Genomic DNA, 18,813 nt, shown 5'->3' on the forward strand with positions numbered 1-18,813 from the left:
GACAGCCGGCTACCCTGCTTGCGCATCACGTGCTGCACGTAGACCTTGTCGCGCTGCACGCGGGAGAACGCCATGTCCAGGTTGATGGGCAACCCCGCCCAGTCGACTTGACCCGGCGCCGACGCCCCGCCGTCGGGATGCAGGGGACACTGCCGCCGCGGGCAGACTGGCCTTTCAGAATCGCGAGCCACGCTACGTCACTCCTTTTAGTGCGCGACCTAATGAGTGAATGCTGCGTCAGCGATGTTTCAGCGGCGGGTTTGCGACGTTTCCGTCGTATTACGGGTCATGCGCCCTAGTAGACGTCGCGGTGGTAGCGCTTGTCGGCGCTCAGCGACTGCATGTATTCCCGCGCCGCCTCGGCGTCGAGGTTGCCGTGTTCGGCGGCGATTTCGCAGAGCGCGCGGTCGACGTCCTTGGCCATGGGATCGGCGTTGCCGCAGACGTAGAGCTGCGCGCCGTCCTGCAGCCAGCGCCACAGTTGGTCCCCGCGCTTGCGCATCAGGTGCTGCACGTAGATCTTGTCGCGCTGGTCGCGCGAGAACGCCAGGTCCAGCTCGGTGAGCAGCCCGTCGGCGCGCATCTGTTCGATCTCGTCGCGGTAGTAGTAGTCGGTGGCCGCGTGTTGCTCGCCGAAGAACAGCCAATTGGGCGCGGTGTGGCCCAGCGCGCGGCGCTCCTGCAGGAAGCCGCGGAAGGGCGCGATCCCGGTGCCCGGTCCGATCATGATCATCGGGGTGTCCGGGTCGCTGGGCGGCCGGAAGTTGCTCGACGGCTGCAGATAGACGGCGACGCGATCGCCGGGGGAGCGGTCGGCGAGGTAGGTCGAACACACACCGCGGCGCGGGACGCCCTGGAAGTTGTAGCGGACCGGCGAAACCGTCAGGTGAACTTCGCCCGGGCACTCCTTGGGGCTCGACGAGATCGAGTACAGTCGCGGCTGAAGGCGTTTGAGGACGCGCAGCCATTCGTGGGCGGATGCGTAGACCGGCAGCTGCGCCAGCAGGTCCACCAGCTGGCGCCCCCATGTCCAGTTGCTGAGCTCGGCCTTGTTTTCCGGGCGCAGCAGTTCGGCAAGTTTCCGGTTGCCGGTGCGCTCCTGCACGAACCGCACCAGATCCCGGCTGATGTGGGCGATCTCGGTTCGCTCGGTGAGCGCGGAGCGCAACGACATCAAGCCGTGCTCGCCGACCTCGACCGGGGTCTGCCCGTCGAGTCCGGTGACCGACAGCCATTCGTCGACGAGCCGGTCGCTGTTGCGCGGCCACACCCCGAGCGCGTCGCCGGCCTCGTAGCTGATCGTGTTCTCGGGCACCCGAAAGACCAGCTGCCGCACGTCCTTTGCCGATTCCGGCCGGCCCAGCTTGATGTTGCAGGCCATGTCGGTGATCAGGGGATGCTTCTTGGAGTAGCCGACGGCCCCGGGCCCGTTGGCCGGCCGGGTCGGCGCGGCGACCGGGGAGGCGAGCGCCGCCGGCGCGCCACCGTCCCGGCCCACCGGTGCCGGCGTGCGGGCCAGCGCCTCGATGACTCCGCTCAACCATTTGGCCGCGCCGTCCTCGTAGTCGGGCTCGCAGTCGACCCGGTCGACGATTCGGGTGGCTCCGCGCTCGGCGAGCCGCTCGTCGAGCTTGCGGCCGTGGCCGCAGAAGTCGTCGTAGTTGGAGTCGCCCAGCGCGAGCACCGCGTAGCGGGTGTCGGTGAAACGCGGTGCGCCGTCGGACGTTAATGCCCGCCACAGGCCGGTGCCGTTGTCCGGTGGGTCGCCGTCGCCGGTGGTGCTGGTGACCAGCAGTAGCTCACGCGTTGTCGGAAGCTGCGCCAACGGGAAGTCGTCCATGGCGTGCAACGCGACCGGCAGGGCGGCCTTGCGCAACTGGGCGGCGACGTCGGCGGCGAGTTCCTCGGCGTTTCCGGTTTGCGAGGCCCACAACACCACGATGGCCGACCGCTCGGGCGCGGGGTCGGGTGCCTCGACGATCGGTTCCTGGACAGCCGGCGCCTCGGTGCGGGCGAACAGCCCGGCGAGCAGGCCGTCGATCCACAGGCGGGTGTTGGAATCGAACGGGGCGTTTTGGGGCAGGGTCGGCGCCCCGGCGGAGCGGCGGCCGGCGTCCGAGCGCAGCCCCGCGACGAGGCCGGCAAGGTAGGAGCGGCCCAGCGGACCGAACTGCGGCGCCGGTTGGTTTGCCACGCCGAGGAGTTCGGCGAACGCGTCGACGCGGGCCGGGCTGATCTCGTCGGCGGTTGATGGCGCGGCGCTCGAATCGGGTTGCGCGACGGCGACCTTCGTGAGGGATATGGCGCAGGCCTTGAACTCCGGCTGATGCGAAACCGGGTCGACGGCGTCGTTGGTGACGGCGTTGATCGCCAGGTACTCGCCGAAGGCGTCGTTCCAGTGGAAGGGCGCAAAGCAATTGCCGGGCCGGACCCGGTCGGTGATGACGGCGGGCAGCACGGCCCGACCGCGGCGCGAGGCGATTTCGACCGGGTCGTCGTCATCGATCTGCAGGCGGGCCGCGTCGTCGGGATGGAGTTCGACGAACGGTCCGGGGTTGAGCTTGTTGAGTTTGGCGACTTTCCCGGTCTTGGTCATCGTGTGCCATTGGTGCGGCAGGCGCCCGGTGTTAAGCAGGAACGGGAAGTCGTCGTCGGGCATCTCGTCGGGCAACAGGTGTGGGCGGGCGAAGAACACCGCGCGCCCGCTCGCGGTGGGGAAGGCCAGCCGGGGCACGGCGCCGTCCTCGCGGACCAGCCGAGCCTGGCTCACACCGTCATTCAGATAGCGGATGGGGTTCCGGTCGGCGCCGTCGGGCGGGCACGGCCACTGCAACGGCGTCTCGCACAACCGCGAATAGCTGGCGCCGCGCAGGTCGTAGCCCGTCGCGGGGTTCGAGAATCTCTTGATTTCCTCGAACACTTCCTCCGCGCTCTGGTAGCTGAACGCCTCGGAAAACCCCATCGCGCAGGCGATTCGGGCGATGATCTGCCAGTCCGGCAGCGCCTGGCCGGGCGCCTCGACGGCCGGCTGGAACAGGGTCAGGTTCCGCTCGGAATTGACCATCACCCCTTCGGACTCCGACCACAGAGCGGCCGGCAGCAATAGGTCGGCGTACTCGTTGGTCTCGGTCTCCAGGAACGCGTCCTGGGCGATCACCAACTCGGCGCTTTCCAGGCCGGCCAGCACGGTTTTCCGGTTCGCCACCGAGGCAACGGGATTGGTGCAGACGATCCAGCAGGCCTTGATCTGACCGTCGGCCAGCCGGGAAAACATGTCCACGGTGCCGGTGCCGACCTCGGTGCGCAGCGAGCCGCGGGGGATGCCCCACTGGTCCTCGACGAACTCACGGTCGGCGGCCGACGCCACCGAGCGCTGACCCGGCAGACCCGGCCCCATGTAGCCCATTTCGCGCCCGCCCATGGCGTTGGGCTGCCCGGTGAGCGAGAAGGGGCCGCTGCCGGGCTTGCAGATGGTGCCGGTGGCCAGGTGCAGGTTGCAGATCGCGTTGGTGTTCCAGGTGCCGTGGGTGCTCTGGTTGAGGCCCATCGTCCAGCAGCTCATGAAGTTTTCGGCTTCGCCGATCCAGCGAGCCGCGGTGCGGATGTCTTCGGTTGGGATGCCGGTGATTTCGCCGACCCGTTCCGGCGTGTACTGAGCGAGAAAGCTCGGCATCACTTCCCAGCCTTCGGTGAATCCGGCGATGAATTCGGGGTCGGTGTGTCCGTTTTGGACGATCAGGTGCAGCAGCCCGTTCAGCAGCGCGAGATCGGTCCCGGGCGCGAGCTGCAGGAACAGGTCGGCCTTCTCGGCGGTCGCGGTGCGGCGCGGGTCCACCACGATCAGCTTGGCGCCGGCCTTGACACGATCCATCATGCGCAGGAACAAGATCGGGTGGCAGTCGGCCATGTTGGACCCGATGACGAGGAACACGTCGGCCGCGTCGAAGTCCTGGTACGAGCCGGGAGGTCCGTCGGCGCCCAGGGACAGCTTGTATCCGGAACCCGCGCTGGCCATGCACAGCCGCGAATTCGACTCGATCTGGTTGGTGCCGATGAAGCCCTTGGTCAGCTTGTTCGCCAAATATTGGGCCTCGATTGACATCTGGCCCGACACGTACATGGCGAAGGAGTCGGGGCCGTCCTGGTCGATGATCTCGCGGAGCCGCGTGGCGCACTGAGTAATCGCGTCGTCGATGTCGATCGGCTCGAGGGGCTCGCCGCGGTCGGCTCGCACGTGGGCCGATTCCATCCGGCCCGGCGCGGCCAGCAGGTCGGATGTGGTCGCGCCCTTGGTGCACAGCCGGCCGAAGTTGGCCGGGTGGCTTTTGTTTCCAACAGTTTTCGTAACGTGACGGCCGCCGCTCGCCGGGTCCGCTGTGACGTGCAACACCATGCCGCAACCGACACCGCAGTAGGCGCACATACTCGGCACGGCGTCCGCGCGAACGCCATGGGGCTCTTTGGCCACGCCTACTTTCCTCCCCTCGAGCGCGCACGGGCTTAATGCGCCAAATGGTGCGGCAATGATGTTTCGGCGTCGGACGTCCGATGTTTCCGCCGTTTTACGGCTTGCTTTCACCGAATCCGCACTGGCGTGTGAGGTCGCTGGAATGCCGCGTAATCGCAGGTCAGCACCGATCCGCGACGTCGGCCAGACTACCCGCCGGCCTCGGTGATTTGCCTCTCAGAACGGCGCTTCGGACGAAACAAATGGGATATTCACAGTTTTCGTTAAGCTCACGATGTGCGCCGCCCGTTTGTGATTCTGTTGATCTTGTTGGCGTCGGCGTGTGGCGGAAAACCGACGGCTCCGCCGGCATCGCGGGCCGATACGTGTAAGGAGTCCGACGGTCCGACGGCCGACACGGTGCGGCAGGCCATCGCCTCCGTCCCGGTCGAGGTGCCGGGCTCGACGTGGGTCGAAATCGCGCGGGGGCACACCAAGAAGTGCCGCCTGTCCTGGGTTCAGATCATCCCGACCATCGCCAGCGAGTCGACTCCGCAGCAGCTGCTTTTCTTCGACCACAACACCCCGCTGGGCCCGCCCACGCCGAACCCGAAGCCCTACATCACCGTGCTGCCGCCGTCCGACGACACGATCACCGTCCAGTACCAATGGCAGGTCGGCAAGGACGAACCCTGCTGTCCCACCGGGATCGGCACAGTGAAGTTCCAGATCGGGCCGGACGGCAAGCTGCAGGCGCTCGGCAAGATCCCGCATCAGTAGGGCGCCCAAAGCCCTGCCGCCAAAGCCTCAGTCGGGCAGGTTCTCCGGGTGCAGCATCTCCGCGTACCGCAGCGGTTCCGGGATGCCGAACCCGTCGACCAGCGTCTCCGCGTACGGGCGCAGCTTGCGGCACCGATCGTTGATGCCGCGGGTGACCGCCTTGGCTCGCCCGGTCGACAGGTAGCCGTGCTCGATGTACCAGGCCTTGTCGTCCTCGATCACCGACAATGCGTACACGTCGCAAACCATTTCGAGGAGCTCGCGGGCCTCCCTGTCCTCGCACGAGTCGATCCCGGCGACGAACGCTTCCAGCACGATTCGGTCGATGTGCGCGTTCGCCGCGTGCAGCACGTGATCCTGCACGGCGTTGAACGCGTCGAATTCAGACATCTCTTTGGATTTCCCCTGCAGCCGGCGCGCCACCGACGAGAGCAGATAGTCCTCGCGCTCCTCGAACATGGTTACCTGGGTGCCGCGGTTGAACAGGCTGCCTTCCTCCTCGCTGTCCTGACGGGCGTCGATGATCGTCTGCATAATCGCCTCGGCCGCAGTGCGTTTCCGCACCCGCTCACCGACGGTGTTGGCGGCGAAGCGCACCCACTCGACCGGGCTCATGCTGCGGATGTCGTCGGCATAAGCCGTCAGCAGCTCCTTGGCCACCAATTGGGTCAGCACGTGGTTGTCGCCCTCGAACGTGGTGAAGACATCTGTGTCCCCGCGCAGCGCGATCAGCCGGTTCTCGGCCATGTAGCCCGCGCCGCCACAGGCCTCCCGCGCCTCCTGGATGGCTCGCGACGCGTGCCAGGTGTTGGCCGCCTTCAGCCCCGCGGCCCGCGCCTCCAGCTCCCGCTGCTCGTCGGCGTCGGGCGCGTCGGCGGTCTGGACGTCGTGGCACTTGCTGACGAGCTCGTTCTGGGCGAACTGCAGCGCGTATGACCGGGCGATCAACGGAAACAGCCGGCGCTGATGCGCCAGGTAGTCCATGATGAGCACCTCGGTGTTTTCGTCCGGCGCGCTGAATTGCCTGCGCTGCAACGCGTATCGAGTGGCGATGTCCAGCGCGACGCGCGCGGCGGCGCCCGCGCTGCCGCCCACCGTGATCCGGCCGCGAACCAGCGTGCCCAGCATGGTGAAGAACCGGCGGTTGGGGTTGTCGATCGGGGAGCTATAGGTGCCGTCCGGGGCTACGTCGCCGTACTTGTTCAGCAGGTTCACCCGCGGGACGCGGACATGGTCGAAGACGATGCGGCCGTTGTCCACACCGGGCAGGCCGCCCTTGTACTCGCAGTCCGACGTCGTCACCCCGGGCAGGTCGTTGCCGTCGGCGTCGCGGATCGGGACCAGCAGGCAGTGCACGCCGTGGTTGACCGGTTTGCCGTCTTCGGTGGTGATCAGTTGCGCGAAAACCGATGCCATGGTGGCGGTTTCGGCGGCACCCCCGATGTAGTCCTTGCGGGCGGTCGGGGTGGGGGAGTCGACGACGAACTCCTCGGTCTCGGGGTCGTAGGTCGCGGTGGTTTCCAGCGACTGGACGTCGCTGCCGTGCCCGGTCTCGGTCATGGCGAAACAGCCGCGCAGCTCGAGGCTGATGATCTTCTTGACGTAGGCCTCGTGGTGGCGTTCGGTGCCCAGGTTCTCCACGGCGCCGCCGAACAGCCCCCACTGGACCCCGGCCTTCACCATCAGCGACAGGTCCGACATCGCCAGCATCTCGATCATCGTGATCGCCGCGCCGACGTCGCCGGTGCCGCCGTGTTCCTTGCGGAACGAGTCCGCGGCGGCGCCGAACGCGGCCATGATCCGCATCTGCTCTGCCACCTTGGTGCGGGCGATCACGGTGTTGGGCGTGTAATGCGGGCGGAACAGGTCCTCGGTCATCGTGTCCCGCATCCGGTTCTTCACGTCGCGCCACCGCCCGTCCAAGGCGGTGCGCAGGTGTTCGGCCGTGCTTTTAGTGTCTGGCGCCATAGATGGACGGTAACCCGCTGCTCAGGCCTTGAAACAGGCCTTGAACAACAATCGCGCAACGTCGGCATTTTCCGCGCTGATCGCTCGCCGGGCGCCGCGCTGCAAGTGTGATGATCGAGCGATGCCGCAGTATCTCGCCGCTGCCATGATCGTGCTGCTGATCGGCACCGTCCTCGCCAGAGTCATGCTGCTGCGCAGAACCGGCACTCAAGCAATGCATTTCGGGAAGCTCGACAAGACCGACTTCCTGATCCCGCCCGTCGCGCTGTTCTACTTCTACACGGTGTTCGCCGCGGCCTTCGGGTGGCCGCTGGCCGGCCGTCAGCGGTTTTTCCACTCGACCCTGCTCGCCTGGTTGGGAGTGGCCCTCTGCCTGGTCGGGATCCTGATCCTGGTGTTCAGCCTGGTGTCATTCGGCGCCAGCTTCCGCGTGGGTATCGACGTCGACCAGCCCGGCGGGCTGGTGACGAGCGGCATATTCGCGATGAGCCGCAACCCGATCTATGTCGGGTTCTTCGTTTTCCTCGTCGGCCAGCTGCTGGTGTTCCCCAACTGGGTTCCGTTGATCTACCTGGTCGCCGCCGCCGCGCTGTTCCATCGGCAAGTGTTGCGCGAGGAAGAATTCATGCGGCAGCGCTATGGCGACGAATACGCCGACTACTGCCGCCGCGTCCGGCGCTACGTCTAGCCGCCGGACGGCCGTTTGGGCGCGCGCAGCCGGAAAAGGGCGAAGCCGGCCGCGCCGGCGCCGAAGCCCAAGAGCATCACCATGTCGAACACCCACCAGCCCGAATAGTGCGTCCACATCTGGGCGTTGGCGGCCAGTGCGTCGACCCGGCGCAGATCGGCGACGGACGCCGACGCCGCGAAGCCCCATTGGGCCGGGACGAACCAGGAGATCTGCTGGAAGCCCCACTTGCTGACCAGTTGCACCAGGCTGCCGTTGAGCAGCAGCGAGGACAGGATCACCAGCACCAGCAGCGGCAGCACCTCGCGCAGCCGGTTGCCCGTCGCGGACAGCGCCAGACCGACGACCGCCGACACGAGCGCCGTCGCGGCCACGCTCAGATAGAGCTCGGCCGTGGCCCCGCCGGCGAAGCCCAACAGCACCGGGCCGTGCACCGGGCCGCCTTTCACCACGACGACGATCGCGAAGAAGATGCCCGTCAGGATGAGCGCGGCCAGGCCGAAGACGACGATCTTGGCGCCCAGGTAGGCCGGGGCCGAAAGCCCGACGGCCTGCTCGCGCCGGAAGGCGCGGCGCTCCTCGACCAGCGTGCGGATAGTCAGGGCGGTGCCCACGATCACCGCGGCGATGTTGAGCGCGGCCAGGATCTCGATGGCCTCGTGCGGGTTGGAACCGCTCGGGTTGGGCCGTTCCAGGCCGGAATCGCCGGGGATCAACAGCGTCAGCGCCGCCAGCACGAAGGGCAGGATCGCCAGGAACAGGAAGTAGATGTGGTCGGCGAAGAGCAGGCGGAGCTGTCGACATGCCAGCACCCGGACCTGCCGCTTCGCGGAGAGCCCGTCGGGCAGCGGCCACGGCGGTGCGACCTCCGGCGGCGTCGGCGGGGCCAGTCCTTGCTGCCGGGCCCGGAACCCGTCGTGCGCGCCGTCGGGATCGGCGCCGACCCGCTCGATGACTTCGGCCCAGTCGGGGGTGCCCATCACCGACTCGACCTGCAACGGCGTCCCGAGGAAAGCCGTGGCGCCCCGCGCGGTGAGGACCAATACCTGGTCGCAGAGGTTGAGGCTGCCCAGTGATGCGTGCGACGGCATCGCGACCACCACGACACAGCCGATGTCGGCCTGGCGACGCAGGACCGCCATCACGCGCTCTTGCTGCGGCGCATCCAGCCCGGCGCCCGGATCGTCGACCACGAGCAGCGTCGGCCGGGTGACCAGTTCGACCGCCAGTGACGCACACCGGCGCACCTCGGGTGGGAGCTTGCTGATCCGCGTCGCGCGGTGGGGCGCCAGCTCGAGTTCCTCGATCACCTGGTCCACCACGCGCCGACGGTGCTCGGCCGCGGTGTCCGGCGGCAGGCGCAGTTCGGCCGCGTAGGCCAACGCCCGTTCGACCGTGAGCCGCGAGTGCAGGCAGTCGTCGCCGCGCACCACCCCGATGCGGGTGCGCATCGACTCGGGTTCGGCGTGCACGTCGTGGCCGTCGACTGTGGTTCTTCCGGAGCTGAGTTCCCTTGTGCCGGAGAGCAATTCGAGCAGTGCCGAGTTGCGCGGCGCCGACGGTCCGACGATCGCGGTCAGGGTGCCCAGGCCCGCCGTGAACGAGATGTCGGTGAGCACCTCGTGCCCGTCGACCGTGAGCCCCAGCTGGTATGCCGCGACCCCGCTGGTCCGCGCGCCGGACCTGAGCGGGAGCCGAAACGTGGAGTTGCCCTCCTGAGTGCGGAAGGAGCGGCTCGGGGTCCGCAGCTTGCGCGTGGTCATCCTTTCGATCAGGCCCGGACCGTTGGACGGTTCGGGTTCCACGGCCTCGGGCGTCTCGGCGACGGGTGGCGCCGGCGGTTCCGGCGGGGCGGGCGGGCCTGGCGGCTCGACCGCGGGCGGCGGGGGTGGCGGGATCGGAATTGGCTGGGTGCCGCGCTCGGTCGGCGCCCGCAAGTTGGGGTCGGTCGGGCGCTGCCCGGTGCCGGGAGGCGGGGGTTGCGGCGGACGCGGCGTTCCAGGGGGCTGCCGGAACCGTCGCGGCGGCGGTGGACCCGGCGGCCGTCCGGGCGGGTCGATCTGGAAAACCAGCCGCGGACCTCGCTGCGGATCGCCGATCGTGATCGCCTGGCCGGAGTGGATGTCGACGGCCGGCACCCGCGAGCCGTTGACGAACATCCCGCGGGGGCCGTTGTCGATCGCGACCCAGTGCCTACCGGTGAACCGCAGCACCACATCGGGGTGAGATCCCGCCGGGCTGCCCGGCGGCCCGAGCGCGATGTCGACTCCGGGGCCGTAGCCCACCAGCACGTCGCGACCGGGAGCGAAGACGTACCTCGTCTGTCCGAACCATACGGTCAACGGGAAGGCCGGGAAGGCGGAAGCCTCGGGCCGCATCACCGCCACCTTTCGTCACCGGTCAGTCCGAACTTCCAGTGTCTACCCGCCCGCGGCGATGCATCCACCGGACGATGCCGTCACAGGGTATGGCGGCGCGGCGTCGACGCGGCGCTCTCGAGGAGCCGCCGCAGGACGTCGACCGCATCCTTCAGCACCTCGCGGTCCGCCGGCTCGAGCAGGGCCAGCTGCGGCTCGATCGCGGCGGCCCGGTCGGCCCGGACGGCGTCGAGCGTGCGCATCCCGTCGGCCGTGATCCGGATGCGGACCGCCCGGGCGTCGCCGGGATCGACGGTCCGCGTGACCAGGCCGGCGTCCTCGAGGCGGCGCACCTGCGTGGTCATCGTCGGTTGGGAACAGTGGTCGACGCCGGCCAGGTCGCCGATCCGCGCCTCCCCATGGGCCTCGATGGTGGCCAGCAGCCGGGCCTGCGCGGCGGGCAGCGGCATCTGGATGCGCTGGGTGGCCAGTCGGTTCAGGCGGGCGACGACGGCGAGGAGATCGGCTCCGAGGCCGGACTGGGACTCGGCGTTTGCGGCGTCAACGACATCGTTGTGGTTGGCGGCGGATGCGTTCATACATCCATGGTTGCATAGCTTTGCTAAGCGAGACGAGCGCCACACGCGTCGGCGCAAAAACCCAGCGTATGTGGTGTGGCGCGGGGACTTGCCGCTGCGGCCTGGCAGAATCGGTGAGGTGACCGTCCCCCGACCATCCCGTTCCCACCAACGGGGTGGACCGCTGCGGCCGGTCGAGTTGGCGCAGGCCTCCGTCATGGGGGCGCTGTGCGCGGTCATCGCCATCATCTCGGTGATCGTCCCGTTCGCCGCGGGACTGGCCTTGCTGGGCACCGTGCCCACCGGGCTGCTGGCCTACCGCTACCGGTTCCGCGTCCTGATGGCCGCGACGGTCGCCGCCGGGATGATCGCCTTCCTGATCGCCGGGTTGGGCGGTCTGATGACCGTCATCCATTGCGTCTACATCGGCGGCCTGACCGGAATCATCAAGCGGAAGCGCCGCGGCTTGCCCACGGTGATCTTCTGGTCCTTGATCGCCGGGCTGGCATTCGGCGCCGCGGACGTCATCGGGCTGACCGTGATGAGCCGGCTGCGTCGCCTGATCTTCGACGTCATCACCGCGGACGTGAACGGGGTCGCGGCGTTCCTGACCCGGGTGCACATGCAGGGCGTCGGCGCGGACTTGAAGCGCTATTTCGCTCTCGGCGTGCAGCATTGGCAGTTGCTGGTGCTCATCTACTACGTCATCGGGATCCTGATCGTGTCGCTGATCGGCTGGTGGGCGTTGTCCCGCCTGCTGGATCGGATGCGCGGCATCCCCGACGTGCACCAGCTCGATTCCCCGGACGAAAGCGAGGCCGAGGGCGCCGTCGGACCCGTTCCGGTGCGGCTGGACAAGGTGCGTTTCCGTTATCCGGGTGCGCGCCAGGACGCGCTGCGCGAGCTCAGCCTGGACCTCCGGGTGGGAGAGCACGTCGCGATCACCGGACCCAACGGATCCGGGAAGACCACGCTGATGCTGATTTTGGCCGGCCGCGAACCGACGTCGGGCACCGTGGAGCGCCCCGGCGCGGTGGGCCTGGGCAAACTGGGCGGGACCGCGGTCGTGCTGCAGCACCCCGAAAGCCAGGTGCTGGGAACGCGGGTCGCCGACGACGTGGTCTGGGGTCTGCCGCCCGGCACCAAGATCGACGTGGACCGGTTGCTCAGCGAGGTCGGCCTCGACGGACTCGCGCAACGCGAAACCGGAAGCCTCTCCGGGGGCGAGCTGCAGCGCCTCGCGCTCGCCGCGGCGCTGGCCAGGGAGCCGGCGTTGCTGATCGCCGACGAGGTGACCACCATGGTCGACCAGCAGGGACGGGATGCGTTGTTGCGCGTGCTGTCCGATCTTCCCAAACGCCACCGCACCGCCCTGGTGCACATCACGCACTACAACACCGAGGCCGAGTCCGCCGACCGCACAGTCGATCTCAGCGATTCCCCGGACAACTCCGTGATGGTCGAGTCCGTGCCGGCGCCGGCCGCAACCAACGGGGCCGCGGTGAACCACGGCTCGCAGGCGCCGGTGATCGAACTTGTCGGCGTCGGCCACGAATACGGCAGCGGCACCCCGTGGGCCAAAACCGCGCTGCGCGACATCAGCTTCACCGTGGAGCAGGGCGACGGCGTGCTGATCCACGGCGGCAACGGCTCGGGCAAGTCGACGCTGGCCTGGATCATGGCCGGGCTCACGGTGCCGACGAGCGGTACCTGCCTCATGGATGGCCGGCCCATCCACGAGCAGGTCGGCGCGGTGGCCTTGTCGTTCCAGGCGGCCCGACTGCAACTGATGCGCGGCCGCGTCGACCTGGAAGTCGCCTCGGCAGCGGGCTTTTCGCCGCGCGAGAAGGATCGGGTCGCCGCGGCGCTGGCCGTCGTCGGACTCGATCCGACGCTGGCCACGCGGCCGATCGACCAGCTCAGCGGCGGCCAGATGCGCCGCGTGGTGCTGGCCGGACTCCTGGCCCGCTCGCCGCGGGCGCTGATCCTCGACGAGCCGCTGGCCGGCTTGGACGCCGCCAGCCAGCGCGGCCTGCTGCGGCTGCTGGAAGACCTGCGCCGTGAGCAGGACCTGACGGTGGTGGTCATTTCGCACGACTTCGTCGGGCTGGAGGACCTGTGCCCGCGCACCCTGCACCTGCGCAACGGCACGCTCGAGCCGGTGTCGGCCACGGCGGGGGGCATGGCATGACCGCAACCTCCGCCCCGGAACGCGCCTCGGCCCGACGCACGCCGCGTCCGGTCGTGCTGCTCGTCCCGGTGCCCGGAACGTCGGCCATCCACGAGCTGTGGGCTGGCACCAAACTGCTTGTCGTTTTCGGTGTTTCGGCGCTGCTGACCTTCTACCCGGGCTGGGTGACGATCGGCCTGGTGGCGGCGCTGGTCCTGGCGGCGGTCCGGATCGCGCGCATCCCGCGCGGCGCGGTGCCGTCCATCCCGCGCTGGTTGTGGATCGTCATCGCACTGGGCGGCATCACCGCCGTGCTGGGTGGCAGCGGCCCGAAATTCTCGATCGGCGGCCTCGAGCTCGGCCTCGGGGGAGGGCTGCACTTCCTGCGGATCACCGCGCTGTCGATCGTGCTGCTCGCGCTCGGCGCGATGGTGTCCTGGACCACCAACGTCGCCGAAATAGGGCCCGCGCTGGCCACTTTGGGCCGGCCGTTCAAGCTGCTGCGCATCCCGGTCGACGAATGGGCGGCGGCCCTGGCGCTGGCGCTGCGCGCCTTCCCGATGCTGATCGACGAGTTCCAGGTGCTCTACGCCGCCCGCCGGTTGCGGCCCAAACGGATACCGCGGAGCCGCAAGGCCCGTCGCCGCCGGCACGCCCTGGAGCTGATCGACCTGCTGGCCGCCGCCACCACCGTGACCCTGCGGCGCGCCGACGAGATGGGCGACGCGATCACCGCCCGCGGCGGCACCGGTCAGCTCTCGGCCAACCCGGCGCGACCCAAGCTGGCGGACTGGGTGACCATCGCGATCACACTCGCGGTCAGCGGCCTGGCGGTGGTGCTCGAGACGATGATTCACGCAATGCCCTAGGCATGGCCGACATCGCCCGCAGCCGCGGCATCGCGGCCCGCCCCCAACAGATCTGGCACGTCCTCGCGGACTTCGGCGCGATCAGTTCGTGGGCCGGCAACGTCGACCACTCGTGCATCCTGTTCTCCGGAGCCGACGGTGCCGTCGGCACCGCCAGGCGGGTCCAGGTCAAACGCGACGCCCTCGTCGAACGCATCACCGAGTTCGACCCGCCGCGCGCCCTGGCCTACGACGTCGAGGGCCTGCCCGGCCGCGTGCGCAGGATGACCAACCGCTGGACGCTCGCCCCGGCCCCGTCCGGCTCGACCGTCGTGACCCTCACCAGCACGGTCGAAATCGGTCACAGCCCAGCACAAAAACTGGCCGAACGCGTGCTATGCCGCTTTCTCGCGCGCCAGTCCGACGTGATGCTCGCCGGGCTGGCGAATCGATTGGAGAACGCCCGTGTCTGATCGCCCCGACGTCATCATCATCATGACTGACGAGGAGCGCGCCGTTCCGCCGTACGAGATTCCCGGGGTGTTGGCGTGGCGCGACCGAACGCTCATCGGCCGCAAGTGGTTTGACGATCACGGCGTCAGCTTCGGCCGGCACTACACCGGGTCGCTGGCCTGCGTGCCCAGCCGCCCAACGATTTTCACCGGCCACTACCCCGACCTGCATGGGGTCACCCAGACCGACGGCATCGGAAAGACGGCCGACGATTCCCGCATGCGGTGGCTGCGTCAGGGTGAGGTGCCCACCCTGGGCAACTGGTTCCGGGCGGCCGGATACGACACCCACTACGACGGCAAGTGGCACATCTCGCACGCCGATCTCATCGACCCGTCCACCGGGCGTTCACTGCTGACCAACGACGACGACGGCGCCGTCGATGCCGCCGCGGTGCGACGCTACCTGGACGCCGATCCGCTTGGGCCGTTCGGCTTTTCGGGATGGGTCGGACCCGAACCGCATGGCGCGCTGCTGGCCAACGCGGGCATCCGCCGGGACCCGCTGATCGCCGATCGCGTCGTCGCTTGGCTCACCGACCGCTATGCCCGCCGCCGCGCCGGCGACCCCGACGCGCTGCGCCCGTTCCTGTTGGTCGCCAGCTTCGTCAACCCCCACGACATCGTGCTGTTCCCGACTTGGTCGCGCCGGGGTCCGGTCAAGGCGTCGCCGTTGGATCCGCCGCCGGTGCCCCCGGCGCCCACCGCGGACGAGGACCTGTCGACGAAGCCGGCCGCCCAAATCGCCTTCCGCGAGGCCTATTACTCCGGCTACGGCCCGGCACCGGCGATCAGCCGAGTCTACGAGCGCAACGCCCAGCGCTACCGCGACCTCTACTACCGCCTGCACGCCGAGGTGGACGAGCCGATCGACCGGGTGAGGCGGGCGGTGACCGAGGGTGGCTCGGCCAACGCGGTGCTGGTGCGCACCGCCGATCACGGGGACCTGCTGGGCGCCCACGGCGGGCTGCACCAGAAATGGTTCAACCTGTACGACGAGGCCACCCGCGTTCCGTTCGTGATCGCCCGCATCGGCGAACGGCCCACCAGCCCACGCGTCGTGACCGCGCCGACGTCGCACGTCGACCTGGTGCCGACGCTGCTTTCGGCCGCCGGCATCGAAGCCGCCGCCGTCGCCGCCACACTGGCCGAGTCGTTCTCCGAAGTCCACGACCTGCCGGGCCGCGACCTCATGCCCGTCGTGGACGGGGCACCCGCCGACGACGCGCGGGCCGTTTACCTGATGACCCGCGACAACATGCTCGAGGGCGACAGCGGCGCCTCGGGGCTCGCGCGCCGCCTCAAGCGCACCGTCAATCCGCCCGCCCCGCTGCGCATTCGGGTGCCCGCCCACACCGCGTCCAATTTCGAGGGGCTGGTGCTCCGCGTCGACGGCGCCACCGCAGCCGGGGGAGCCGGACACCTATGGAAGCTGGTCCGCACCTTCGACGACCCGGCCACCTGGACCGAACCCGGGGTGCGCCACCTCGCGGCCAACGGGCTCGGCGGCGAGGCGTACCGGACGTCGCCCGTTGACGACCAATGGGAGCTGTACGACCTGACCGCCGACCCGATCGAAGCCGACAACCGCTGGACCGATCCCGATCTGCATGACCTGCGCCAGCACTTGCGGACGCAGCTCAAGCACGCCCGGGCGCTCTCCGTCCCTGAGCGAAACCGGCCGTGGCCCTATGTGTCCCGGCGGCCGCCTGCGCCGCGGCCGTCGAGGTTGAGCCGTCTGGTTCGGCTGGTACGTTCGCGAGCCTGACCACACTGCGAAAAATCGGCCGGAATTTCGCGGTGCGGTTAGGCTCGCGGGGGCCGCATGCCGCTATGTCCGCATGCGGTCGATGAGGTTCGAGAGCACCACGATGCTTTCGCTGCGCTCGATGTGGGCGCTCGAACGGATGCGCTCCAGCGCCGCCTCCAGGTGTCGCATGTCGCGGGCCTGCACGTGCAGTATCGCGTCCGACGTGCCGGTGACCGTGGCCGCGCTGACCACCTCCGGCATGTCCACCCACGCCGCCCGCAGCTGCTCGGGGGAGATCGTGCCGTGGCAGAACACCTGCACGTAGGCCTCCGTCTTCCAGCCGAGCGCGTTGGGGTCGACGACCGTGGTGAAGCCCTTGATCACACCGTCGTCGAGCATCCGGTCGACGCGGCGTTTGACCGCCGGCGCCGACAGGTTCACCGTCTGGCCGATCTCGGCGAAGGTGGCCCGCGCGTTCTGGGTCAGCTCGGTCAGGATGCGCTCGTCGGTCTCGTCGAGGCGGTCCATAAGCCGCTCCTTAACAAATCGCCGTCTGAACCACTGTAGCGCAACAAATCGATGCTAGACACGCAAGAAACGTCGTTTGCTTGTTTGAAGCGCCACAAATACCGTTGATTTATGACGGATTCGTACGTTGCCGCGCCCGCCTCCGCGACATGGCGCGAGTCCCGGACCCGCCGGTACGCGATGACCCGGCCGGACTTCTTCGCCGTGGAGTACGCGATCAACCCCTGGATGGACGTCGGCACGCCCGTCGACGCCCACCTCGCCCGGGCGCAGTGGGACGCCCTCCGCGAGACGTACCTGCGGCTGGGCCACCACGTGGACGTGATCGAGCCCGTGCCCGCGCTCCCGGACATGGTCTACGCCGCCAATGGCGGCTTCATCGCCCGCGGCATCGCGATCGTCGCCCGGTTCCGGTTCGCCGAGCGGGTCGGCGAGTCCCGCGCCTACTCCGAATGGATGTCATCGCTCGGCTATCGGCCCGTGGCCACCCGCCACGTCAACGAGGGCCAGGGCGACCTGCTGATGGTCGGCGATACGGTGTTGGCCGGCTACGGGTTTCGCACCGACCGGCGCGCGCACCCGGAAATCGCCGCGGCGCTGGGCGTTCCGGTCGTCTCCCTGGAACTGGTGGACCCGCGCTTCTATCATCTCGACACCGCGCTGGCCGTCCTCGACGATCACACGATCGCGTTCTATCCGCCGGCGTTCAGCGCGGCGGCGCAAGAACAACTGCGCGCACTGTTTCCCGACGCGCTTGTGGTGGCAAGCGCCGACGCCTACGTGCTCGGCCTCAACGTGGTCTCCGACGGACTGCACGTCGTGCACCCCTCGGCGGCAACGGGTTTCGCCACACAACTGCGCGAGGCCGGCTTCGAGCCGGTCGGCGTGGACTTGTCCGAATTGCTCAAGGGCGGCGGTTCCGTCAAGTGCTGCACTTTGGAGGTATTCCCATGACGATCCTCGACGCCAGGGCCGCGCATCGAACCGACGCGGCGATCGAACTGGTTGAAAGGCATGCGGCGCACAACTATTCGCCGCTGCCCGTGGTTGCGGCGAGCGCCGAGGGCGCATGGATCACCGACATCGACGGCCGCCGCTATCTGGACTTCCTGGCCGCCTACTCGGCGGTCAACTTCGGTCATCGCAACCCCGAGATCGTCGCGACCGCCCACGCGCAACTGGACACCGTCACGCTGGTGAGCCGCGCGTTCCATTCCGACACGCTCGGCCCGTTCTGCGCCGCGCTCGCCGGGTTGTGCGGCAAGGACATGGTGTTGCCGATGAACTCGGGCGCCGAAGCCGTCGAGAGCGGACTGAAGGTCGCCCGCAAATGGGGCGCCGAGGTCAAGGGCGTAGCCCCGGGGCGGGCCAACATCATCGTGGCGGACAACAACTTCCACGGCCGCACCATCAGCATTGTCAGCTTCTCGTCGGACCCCACGGCGCGCGACGGGTTCGGGCCGTTCACGCCGGGCTTCCGCTCGGTGCCGTTCGGCCACGCCGCCGCGCTGGCCCGCGCGATCGACGACGACACGGTGGCGGTGCTGCTGGAGCCGATCCAGGGTGAGGCCGGCATCGTCGTACCGCCCGACAACTACCTGCCCACGGTCCGCGCGCTGTGCAGCGAGCACAACGTGCTGATGATCGCCGACGAGATCCAGTCGGGCCTGGCCCGCACCGGCCACACCTTCGCCTGCGACCGGTGGGGCGTCGTGCCCGACGTCTACCTGCTCGGCAAGGCGCTCGGCGGCGGCGTGGTGCCCCTGTCGGCGGTCGTCGCCGATCGCGAGATCCTCGGCGTGCTGCGCCCCGGTGAACACGGCTCCACCTTCGGCGGCAACCCGCTGGCGGCGGCGATCGGCACCACGGTCGTCGCCATGCTGGCGCGCGGCGAATTCCAGGCCCGGTCGGCCGAATTGGGTGCGCACCTGCACCGCCGGCTGCGGGTGCTGATCGGCGAGGGGGTGGTCGCGGTGCGCGGCCTCGGGCTGTGGGCGGGCGTGGACGTCGAACCCGCGCTGGGCACCGGCAAGGACATCAGCCTGCGACTGGCCCGGCGCGGCGTGCTGGTGAAGGACACCCACGGCTCGACGCTGCGGTTCGCGCCGCCGCTGGTGATCACCCGGCAGGAGATCGATTGGGCGATTGATCAGTTCGCTGCGGTGTTGCGGGAGGCGCGCGCATAAT

Annotated in this window: 14 protein-coding genes; 8 read left to right on the forward strand and 6 right to left on the reverse strand. The window is 68.9% G+C overall.

Annotated elements, in window-relative coordinates:
• Together AC5Y7V_RS29815 and AC5Y7V_RS29820 are read right to left on the reverse strand one after the other, a co-directional pair.
• Nucleotides 1-191 (reverse strand): hypothetical protein (locus AC5Y7V_RS29815; protein WP_499883605.1); only part of this gene is annotated, 191 nt, incomplete at its 3' end.
• A 104-nt stretch (nucleotides 192-295) separates the two neighbouring features.
• A complete protein-coding gene (locus tag AC5Y7V_RS29820) occupies nucleotides 296-4,423 on the reverse strand; it encodes a bifunctional nitrate reductase/sulfite reductase flavoprotein subunit alpha (RefSeq protein WP_499883629.1) in 4,128 nt (1,375 codons plus the stop codon).
• A gap of 336 nt (nucleotides 4,424-4,759) precedes the next feature.
• Here AC5Y7V_RS29820 and AC5Y7V_RS29825 point away from each other — a divergent pair, with 336 nt between their 5' ends.
• Nucleotides 4,760-5,227: an LppP/LprE family lipoprotein gene (locus AC5Y7V_RS29825; protein WP_499883630.1), complete on the forward strand. Its 468-nt coding sequence runs from the start codon at nucleotides 4,760-4,762 to the stop codon at nucleotides 5,225-5,227.
• 27 nt (nucleotides 5,228-5,254) lie between these two features.
• Here AC5Y7V_RS29825 and AC5Y7V_RS29830 read toward each other — a convergent pair whose 3' ends face one another.
• Complete coding sequence (locus AC5Y7V_RS29830) at nucleotides 5,255-7,195, reverse strand: acyl-CoA dehydrogenase family protein (protein WP_499883606.1); 1,941 nt, start codon at nucleotides 7,193-7,195, stop codon at nucleotides 5,255-5,257.
• Between the two features lie 121 nt (nucleotides 7,196-7,316).
• On the opposite strand from AC5Y7V_RS29830, the gene AC5Y7V_RS29835 reads away from it, so the two are divergent.
• Entirely contained in the window at nucleotides 7,317-7,883 is a 567-nt protein-coding gene (locus tag AC5Y7V_RS29835) for a methyltransferase family protein (protein WP_499883607.1), read from the forward strand.
• Here the strand turns inward: AC5Y7V_RS29835 and AC5Y7V_RS29840 are convergent.
• Together AC5Y7V_RS29840 and AC5Y7V_RS29845 are read right to left on the reverse strand one after the other, a co-directional pair.
• On the reverse strand, nucleotides 7,880-10,261 hold the full coding sequence (locus AC5Y7V_RS29840; RefSeq protein ID WP_499883608.1) for an ATP-binding cassette domain-containing protein: 2,382 nt from the start codon (nucleotides 10,259-10,261) through the stop codon (nucleotides 7,880-7,882). The genes AC5Y7V_RS29835 and AC5Y7V_RS29840 overlap by 4 nt on opposite strands.
• 80 nt (nucleotides 10,262-10,341) lie before the next feature.
• A complete protein-coding gene (locus AC5Y7V_RS29845; RefSeq protein WP_499883609.1) occupies nucleotides 10,342-10,839 on the reverse strand; it encodes a MarR family winged helix-turn-helix transcriptional regulator in 498 nt (165 codons plus the stop codon).
• Between the two features lie 118 nt (nucleotides 10,840-10,957).
• Between AC5Y7V_RS29845 and AC5Y7V_RS29850 the strand changes: the two genes are divergently transcribed.
• The 4 genes from AC5Y7V_RS29850 to AC5Y7V_RS29865 are packed head-to-tail and all read left to right on the forward strand — an operon-like array spanning nucleotide 10,958 to nucleotide 16,116.
• Entirely contained in the window at nucleotides 10,958-13,009 is a 2,052-nt protein-coding gene (locus AC5Y7V_RS29850; RefSeq protein WP_499883610.1) for an ATP-binding cassette domain-containing protein, read from the forward strand.
• Complete coding sequence (locus AC5Y7V_RS29855) at nucleotides 13,006-13,857, forward strand: CbiQ family ECF transporter T component (RefSeq protein WP_499883611.1); 852 nt, start codon at nucleotides 13,006-13,008, stop codon at nucleotides 13,855-13,857. The genes AC5Y7V_RS29850 and AC5Y7V_RS29855 overlap by 4 nt, the downstream gene beginning before the upstream one ends.
• Nucleotides 13,858-13,859: 2 nt before the next feature.
• Nucleotides 13,860-14,309 (forward strand): SRPBCC family protein, encoded by a 450-nt coding sequence (locus tag AC5Y7V_RS29860; RefSeq protein ID WP_499883612.1) that lies wholly within the window; start codon nucleotides 13,860-13,862, stop codon nucleotides 14,307-14,309.
• Nucleotides 14,302-16,116 (forward strand): sulfatase-like hydrolase/transferase, encoded by a 1,815-nt coding sequence (locus AC5Y7V_RS29865; protein WP_499883613.1) that lies wholly within the window; start codon nucleotides 14,302-14,304, stop codon nucleotides 16,114-16,116. The genes AC5Y7V_RS29860 and AC5Y7V_RS29865 overlap by 8 nt, the downstream gene beginning before the upstream one ends.
• Nucleotides 16,117-16,179: 63 nt before the next feature.
• Here AC5Y7V_RS29865 and AC5Y7V_RS29870 read toward each other — a convergent pair whose 3' ends face one another.
• Nucleotides 16,180-16,626 carry an Rv2324 family transcriptional regulator gene (locus tag AC5Y7V_RS29870; protein WP_499883614.1) on the reverse strand — a complete coding sequence of 149 codons (447 nt, stop codon included), beginning with the start codon at nucleotides 16,624-16,626 and terminating at the stop codon, nucleotides 16,180-16,182.
• Between the two features lie 111 nt (nucleotides 16,627-16,737).
• Between AC5Y7V_RS29870 and ddaH the strand changes: the two genes are divergently transcribed.
• Together ddaH and rocD are read left to right on the forward strand one after the other, a co-directional pair.
• The gene (ddaH, locus tag AC5Y7V_RS29875) at nucleotides 16,738-17,580 is read left to right on the forward strand and encodes a dimethylargininase (RefSeq protein ID WP_499883615.1); all 843 of its coding nucleotides are present in this window, start codon (nucleotides 16,738-16,740) and stop codon (nucleotides 17,578-17,580) included.
• On the forward strand, nucleotides 17,577-18,812 hold the full coding sequence (rocD, locus tag AC5Y7V_RS29880; RefSeq protein WP_499883616.1) for an ornithine--oxo-acid transaminase: 1,236 nt from the start codon (nucleotides 17,577-17,579) through the stop codon (nucleotides 18,810-18,812). Before ddaH ends, rocD begins: the two co-directional genes overlap by 4 nt.
• The last annotated feature ends 1 nt before the right edge of the window (nucleotide 18,813 follow it).

Source organism: Mycobacterium sp. NGS34, assembly GCF_059812845.1.